Annotated in this window: 5 protein-coding genes; 4 read left to right on the forward strand and 1 reads right to left on the reverse strand. The window is 63.9% G+C overall.

All coding sequences use genetic code 11. The features are described 5' to 3' along the window. Positions 1-630, reverse strand: a 630-nt coding sequence (locus AC1D2K_RS25115; RefSeq protein WP_478091844.1) for a GntR family transcriptional regulator, incomplete at its 3' end; no start/stop codon positions are given. Between the two features lie 179 nt (positions 631-809). Between AC1D2K_RS25115 and leuC the strand changes: the two genes are divergently transcribed. From leuC to leuD, 4 genes are read left to right on the forward strand one after another with little or no spacing between them, the layout of a single operon-like run. Next, complete coding sequence (leuC, locus tag AC1D2K_RS25120; protein ID WP_478091846.1) at positions 810-2216, forward strand: 3-isopropylmalate dehydratase large subunit; 1407 nt, start codon at positions 810-812, stop codon at positions 2214-2216. A gap of 24 nt (positions 2217-2240) precedes the next feature. Beyond that, positions 2241-3410 carry an enolase C-terminal domain-like protein gene (locus AC1D2K_RS25125; RefSeq protein WP_478091848.1) on the forward strand — a complete coding sequence of 390 codons (1170 nt, stop codon included), beginning with the start codon at positions 2241-2243 and terminating at the stop codon, positions 3408-3410. 16 nt (positions 3411-3426) lie between these two features. Then, the gene (locus AC1D2K_RS25130; protein WP_478091849.1) at positions 3427-4356 is read left to right on the forward strand and encodes a ketopantoate reductase family protein; all 930 of its coding nucleotides are present in this window, start codon (positions 3427-3429) and stop codon (positions 4354-4356) included. Continuing rightward, a complete protein-coding gene (gene leuD, locus AC1D2K_RS25135; RefSeq protein WP_478091863.1) occupies positions 4353-5039 on the forward strand; it encodes a 3-isopropylmalate dehydratase small subunit in 687 nt (228 codons plus the stop codon). The genes AC1D2K_RS25130 and leuD overlap by 4 nt, the downstream gene beginning before the upstream one ends. Positions 5040-5108 lie beyond the last annotated feature (69 nt).

Here is a 5108-nt window from a genome sequence, read left to right on the forward strand (position 1 = left end):
CTTCCGAATGATCTCCAGTCCGGGCGTTCCTTCCGGCACCGACAGCCTCTTCGCATGATCGCCGCCGAGCGCTCGAGCACCCACCGTCTGCTCTATGGTGGCGATGCGCCGCCCGTAGTTCATCTCGATCAGATCGCACAACAACCGGTCGGGATGCTTCTTGGCCAGCAGGCGCACACCGGCATAGTGCGGATCGACATAGGCATCCGTCCACGCGAGGGGAATGGCCGCCCCGGGCTCGCTTCGCGTCATCGCGATGTGGAGCCACCGCGAGCCTGGCTGGCATCCGAGGGCGCGCGCAGTATCGATGTCCAACACCATTTCTCTGCTGGCGTTCACCGCGCGGGTTGCCGACTTGGCAAAGCTGACCAGATCATCCAGTGTCGACAGTGACTGAGTAAAGGCCCCTGCGGAAGGACGCGCCTGGATCGTTGTGCCGCGATTGCGCTTGCGCGAAATCAGCCCGATGTCCTGCAGTTGCTTCAACGCGGCCCGCACGGTGTTGCGGCTCGTGCCATAGGTCTCCATGAGCTTGAGCTCGCTCGGCAGCACGCTGCCAACCGGAAAAACGCCAGACGTCACTTTCTGGACCAGGTCCTGCGCGACGTGTTGATAAAGAGGAATGGACATATTTCGAAGGGCTTTGGATTCAGTCTAGCAACGCAAGGGGCACGGTCCTCGCACGCGTCGATTGACACGACGGCAAGTCGACAGTTTAATATGTACCTACATATCGTTTGAACAGTACATACGCACTTCTGTTCGCATGAACAGGCCGGCAGACCGCGAACAACGCAGCAAGAACATCAATGGCGGGACAGACTCTTTTCGACAAGGTTTGGGATGAGCACGTCATCGACGTGGCACCGGACGGAAACACCCTCCTGTACATCGACCGCCACCTTCTGCATGAAGTGACCAGCCCGCAGGCGTTCCAGGGCCTGCGCATCGCCGGTCTGAAACCGTGGCGCCTGGACGCGAATCTGGCGACGCCGGATCACAATGTGCCGACGCAAGGCCGCGGACAGCAGATCGAGGACCAGGTCGCTCGCGTGCAGATCGAAAAACTCGACCAGAACTGCGCCGAGTTCTCGGTGCCGCTGTTTGCGCTCGCGGACCGCCGACAGGGCATCGTCCATGTCGTCGGCCCCGAACAGGGCGCCACCCTGCCGGGCGCGACGGTCGTGTGCGGCGACAGCCACACCAGCACGCACGGCGCCTTCGGCGCCATCGCACACGGCATCGGCACTTCCGAAGTCGAGCACGTGCTGGCCACCCAGACGCTGCTGACGCGCAAACCCAAGAGCATGCGGATCAACTTCCGAGGAACCCTGGCGCCAGGCATAGGCGCCAAGGACCTGGCGCTGGCGATGATCGCGAAGATCGGCACGGCAGGCGCAACGGGCCATGCCATCGAATATGCCGGCGAGGCGGTGCGGAACCTGTCCATGGAAGCCCGCATGACGCTGTGCAACATGTCCATCGAGGCCGGGGCACGGTGCGGAATGGTCGCGGTCGACGAAAAAACCGTCGACTATCTGCGCCACCGCCCATTGGCCCCCAAAGGACGCACCTGGGAGGCGGCGGTGCCGGTCTGGCTCGCCCTCAAGACGGACGACGACGCGCGCTTCGACGCCGAGGTCGACATCGACGTCAGCTCGCTCGGTCCGCTCGTGACTTGGGGCACATCGCCGGAAATGGTGGTCTCGGTGGATGGTCGGATTCCCGACCCCGCGCTGGAGCAGGATGCGACGCGCCGCGCAGCCATGGAGCGCGCACTGAAGTACATGGCAGTCCAGCCCGGCATGGCCATCGCCGACATTCACCTCGACAGCATCTTCATCGGGTCGTGCACCAACTCGCGCATCGAGGATCTGCGGGCCGCCGCGGGCGTCGTGCGCGGCAGACATCTGGCGCCGACTGTCCGTCGGGCATTGGTCGTGCCGGGCTCGGGCCTGGTCAAGCTGCAGGCCGAAGAGGAAGGGCTCGACCGCGTCTTCATCGACGCCGGCTTCGAATGGCGCGATGCCGGCTGTTCGATGTGCGTGGGCATGAACCCGGACAGTCTGTCTGCCGGAGAGCGGTGTGCCTCCACATCCAATCGCAACTTCGAAGACCGGCAGGGCGTCGGCGGTCGCACGCATCTTGTCAGCCCGGAGATGGCGGCCGCTGCTGCCATCGCAGGCCACTTTGTCGATTTCAGGCGACTGAATTGACAGCCACCCATCCCAAGGAACCCCATGCGAATCGTCGATATTCGTGAGATGTCCATTCCACTGCGCGGGGATGTGTCCAACGCGCTGGTCAATTTCTCGGAGCACACGGTCTCCCTGGTTGCGGTCTTCACCGACGTGATCCGCAACGGAAGGCCTGTCGTCGGAGTCGCATTCAATTCGATCGGCCGCTTCGCACAAGGAGGCCTGTTGCGCGAGCGGTTCATCCCCCGAGTGCTCCATCGCCCGCCAGGAGATCTGCTCGCGCCTGACGGCCGAAGCTTTTCAGCGGATGCGGTGTACCGCGCCGCAATGACGAACGAAAAGCCGGGAGGCCACGGCGATCGGGCCACGGCCGTCGCCGCGCTCGAGCTCGCGATCTGGGATTTGAACGCAAAGCTCGCAGACGAGCCGGCGCATGTGACGATCGCGCGCGCGGCCGGCCGACCGGCCGCGATCGACCCGATACCGGTCTATGCGGCAGGCGGCTACTACTACCCGGGCGACTCGCTGAATCGATTGCAGACCGAGATCAGGACCTACCGGGATCTTGGCTTTGTCGACTACAAGATCAAGATCGGGGGCGCTTCCCTGGATGAAGATGTGCGGCGCATTCACGCGGCGCTCGAAGTCGCTGGCGCTGGCGAGCACCTGGCCGTCGATGCCAATGGCCGCTTTGATCTGAGAACCGCGCTGGCCTATTCGGATGCCATCGCTCCATTGAGGCTGCGATGGTACGAAGAAGTCGGTGATCCGCTGGAYTTCGGCCTCAATGCAGAGCTGTCGACACACTATAGCGGCGCGATCGCCACAGGCGAGAACCTCTTTTCCACCATCGATGCCGTCAACCTGCTGCGCTTTGGCGGCATGCGGCCAGGCAGGGACATCTTCCAGATGGAAGCTGGACTGAGCTACGGCCTGACCGAATACATGATCACCATGCGGGCGCTGGAGGCACGCGGCTTCTCCTTGGCTCAGGTGTTGCCGCACGGTGGCCATCTGATCAATCTTCACATCGTGGCGGGCCTGGGGCTGGGGGGATGCGAGGTCTATCCAGGCGTCTTCCAACCGTTCGGAGGCTACCCCGAGGCCTGCATGGTTTCGCAAGGCCACGCCCTGCCCACGCAAGCGCCCGGCTTCGGCCTCGAAGAAAAGGCCGGCCTGCGCGAGGCGATTGCCGACCTGATCAAGAACTGAGCAAGAGCAAAACGTCATGAAAATTGCAATCGTAGGCTGTGGAGCGATGGGGTCGGTCTACGCCGCGCTGCTCGCCGCTGCCGGAAACCAGGTGTGGGCGCTGGCCCGATGGGACGCCCACGTGCAAGCCATCAACGACAACGGCTTGCGCCTGGAAGGGCCGCTCGGGGATCGGTGGGTCAGGATCCAGGCATCGACCCGTGCACCGGAAGAAGCGATGGATCTCGTCGTGATTGCGGTGAAGGCGGCGGACGTGGAGGCCGGCGCCCAGCAGGCCCTCCCCTTTCTCGGCACCAACACCGTCGTCATGACGATTCAGAACGGCCTGGGCTCGGCTGACACAGTCGCGCGCGTCGTGGGCCCGGACCGCCTTGCCGTCGGCATCGCGAGCGGATTCGGCGCATCGTTGAAGGGTCCTGGCTACGCACACCACAATGCGATGCAGGCGATGCGCTTTGGCGCTTATGGGGCCCTGCCGTTCGAGCGGCTGCAGGCCGCGACGCGGATCTGGGAAGACGCCGGCTTCGATGCCAAGGCCGTGCACGACATCGTGGCGATGCAATGGGAAAAGCTCATCTGCAACGTGGCCTACAGCGCGCCATGCGCGCTGACCGGCATGACGGTCGGCGAAGTACTCGACGATCCCGAGATGGGCCCGATCAGCCGCGCCGCGGCAACCGAGGCCTGGAGGGTGGCCAAGGCCCTGGGGGTCAAGATCGAGGTCGCAGATCCGGTGGAACATGCCAGGGCTTTCGGCATGCGGGTATTCAAGGCCAAGCCCTCTGCCCTGCTCGACCACGAGGCGGGCCGCGTCAGTGAGATCGACGTCATCAACGGCGTGGTACCCGCGCAGGGCGCCAGAGTCGGCATCGCGGCACCTGTGAACAGCACGCTGGTCGGCCTGGTGAAGGTCAAGGAGCGGCAATGGCAGCGCAGCCCGCGATGAAGCCGTTCGACTGCCACCGGGGAACGGTCGTGCCGATCGACCGTGCCAATGTCGACACCGATGCAATCCTGCCCAAGCAATTCATGAAGTCGATCGAGCGCACCGGCTTCGGACCGCGTCTGTTTGACGGCATGCGCTACCTCGATGTGGGAGAGCCGGGCATCGACTGCAGCGCCAGACCGCTCAATCCCGACTTCGTACTGAACCAGCCACGCTACCGACATGGGTCGATCCTGCTGGCGCGCCGCAACTTCGGCTGCGGTTCGAGCCGCGAGCACGCACCGTGGGCGCTGGAGCAATACGGTTTCCGCGTGCTGATCGCACCGAGTTTTGCGGACATCTTCTTCGCGAACTGTCTCAAGAACGGATTGCTGCCGATCGCACTCCCCGAAGAAGCAGTCGAGTCCCTCTTTGGCGAAGTGTCGCGCCAGGCAGGCTATGCGCTCGAGGTCGACCTGCCATCTCAGACGATCGTCACGCCGGACCGGCGGTGCATCGGATTCGACATCGAGCCCACTCCCAAGGAACAGCTGTTGAAGGGGCTCGACGAGATCGGCGCGACCCTGACGCTGGCACCGCGAATCAGGCAGTTCGAGGCCGACCGGCGCCGGACGCGACCATGGTTCTTCAGCGACCCCAACTCATCACTTCAACGGAGAATCCCATGCGCTTTGTTAGATTGATCGCTGCCGCGCTGGCGTCCTTTGTGACGAGCGCGGCTTTGGCTCAGGGCTATCCCAGCAAGCCGATCC

The organism is Variovorax sp. P1_H12_2 (genome assembly GCF_056405335.1).